Raw genomic sequence first — 1,338 nt, 5'->3', positions numbered from 1 at the left:
CTGCACTGGTCCCGCTGGCGCCGCAGACGCCAACACCAGGCCCGGACCAGCCACTACAAGAGACGAGGCCACAGCCCAAGAGCTGAAGCCTCGTCAGGTTAAGCACCGTTGCAGTATTAGGGCGCGTATTCGGTTGTGATCATTTTGGGAAGTTGCCCTCGCGGTGCGGTCTGACGCGGTAGACCGTGTTCCGTGACGCGAGTACAACTATCGGACTCCGAGTGGGAGTTGATCGAGCCTTACCTGCCGATCGGCGAGTACGGCCCCTACCCCGAACGGCTGCGCCAGCAGTTCGAGGGCGTGATCTGGCACTTCAAGACCGGCAGCCAGTGGCGTGAGACGCCCAGGGAGTTCGGTGCGTGGTCGAGCGTCCATAACCGCTTCCGGCAGTGGAGGGACGCCGGTGTCTTCGAGGCCCTGCTGGAGGGCGCGATCGCGGAGGCCGCCAGACGGGGCGAGGTGGACCTGTCCCTGGTCAGCGTGGATTCAACCACTGTCCGGGCCCATCATGATGCTGCCGGGATGCACCTGGACCCGGGCTCCTTGGCCGCCTTGGAGAAAGCTGCCGAGGAGGCGGAGAAAGCCCGGCAAAAAGGGGAGGTACGCAGGAACAAGACGGGCATGACCACCCGGGCGGCCCGGAACGGGAAGAGCGGCGGCGCATCCGACGCCGATGCAGGCTCCGCCTGAAGGCCGCCCTGCTCGGACGCTCCAGGGGCGGACAGACCAGCAAGATCCACGTCGCCAGCGAGCGCAAGTGCCGCCCGCTGGCGTTCATCCTGACCGAGGGCCAGGCCGCCGACAGCCCGCAGTTTATCCCCGTGCTGAAGAAGGTCAGGGCGGGTGCGGGCCCGTCGGCCGTCCCCGCACCCGCCCTGACGCGGTCGCCGGGGACAAGGCCTACTCGTCCCGCGGCAACCGCAACCACCTGCGCAAACGCCACATCAGGGCCGTCATTCCGGAGAAGTTCGACCAGGCCGCCAACCGCAAGAAGAAAGGCAGCAATGGTGGCCGGCCCGTCGGCCACGACGCCGAGCTCTACAAGGACCGAAACATCGTCGAGCAGCTGATCAACAAGCTGAAGGCCTGGAGGGGCGTTGCCATTCGCTATGACAAGACTCCCGCGAGCTACCTCGCCGGCCTCCACCTTCGCGGCGCAATGATCTGGATCAAAGACCTCACCAGAACCACCGCTTGATCACGACTGAATACGCGCCCTAGTACTGCAACGGTGCTTAACCTGACGAGGCTTCAGCTCTTGGGCTGTGGCCTCGTCTCTTGTAGTGGCTGGTCCGGGCCTGGTGTTGGCGTCTGCGGCGCCAGCGGGACCAGTGCAGA

At 65.5% G+C, this 1,338-nt stretch carries 1 pseudogene; it reads left to right on the top strand.

Annotated features, from left to right (window positions below):
- Positions 1 to 192 precede the first annotated feature (192 nt).
- Positions 193 to 1,198, top strand: a pseudogene (locus ACQRUO_RS39430) (IS5 family transposase).
- Positions 1,199 to 1,338 lie beyond the last annotated feature (140 nt).

It is taken from the genome of Kitasatospora sp. LaBMicrA B282, from assembly GCF_050325825.1.
GTDB lineage: Bacteria > Actinomycetota > Actinomycetes > Streptomycetales > Streptomycetaceae > Kitasatospora.
Note: the sequence above shows the minus strand (reverse complement) of the source record. Positions and strands in the feature narration are given on the sequence as shown.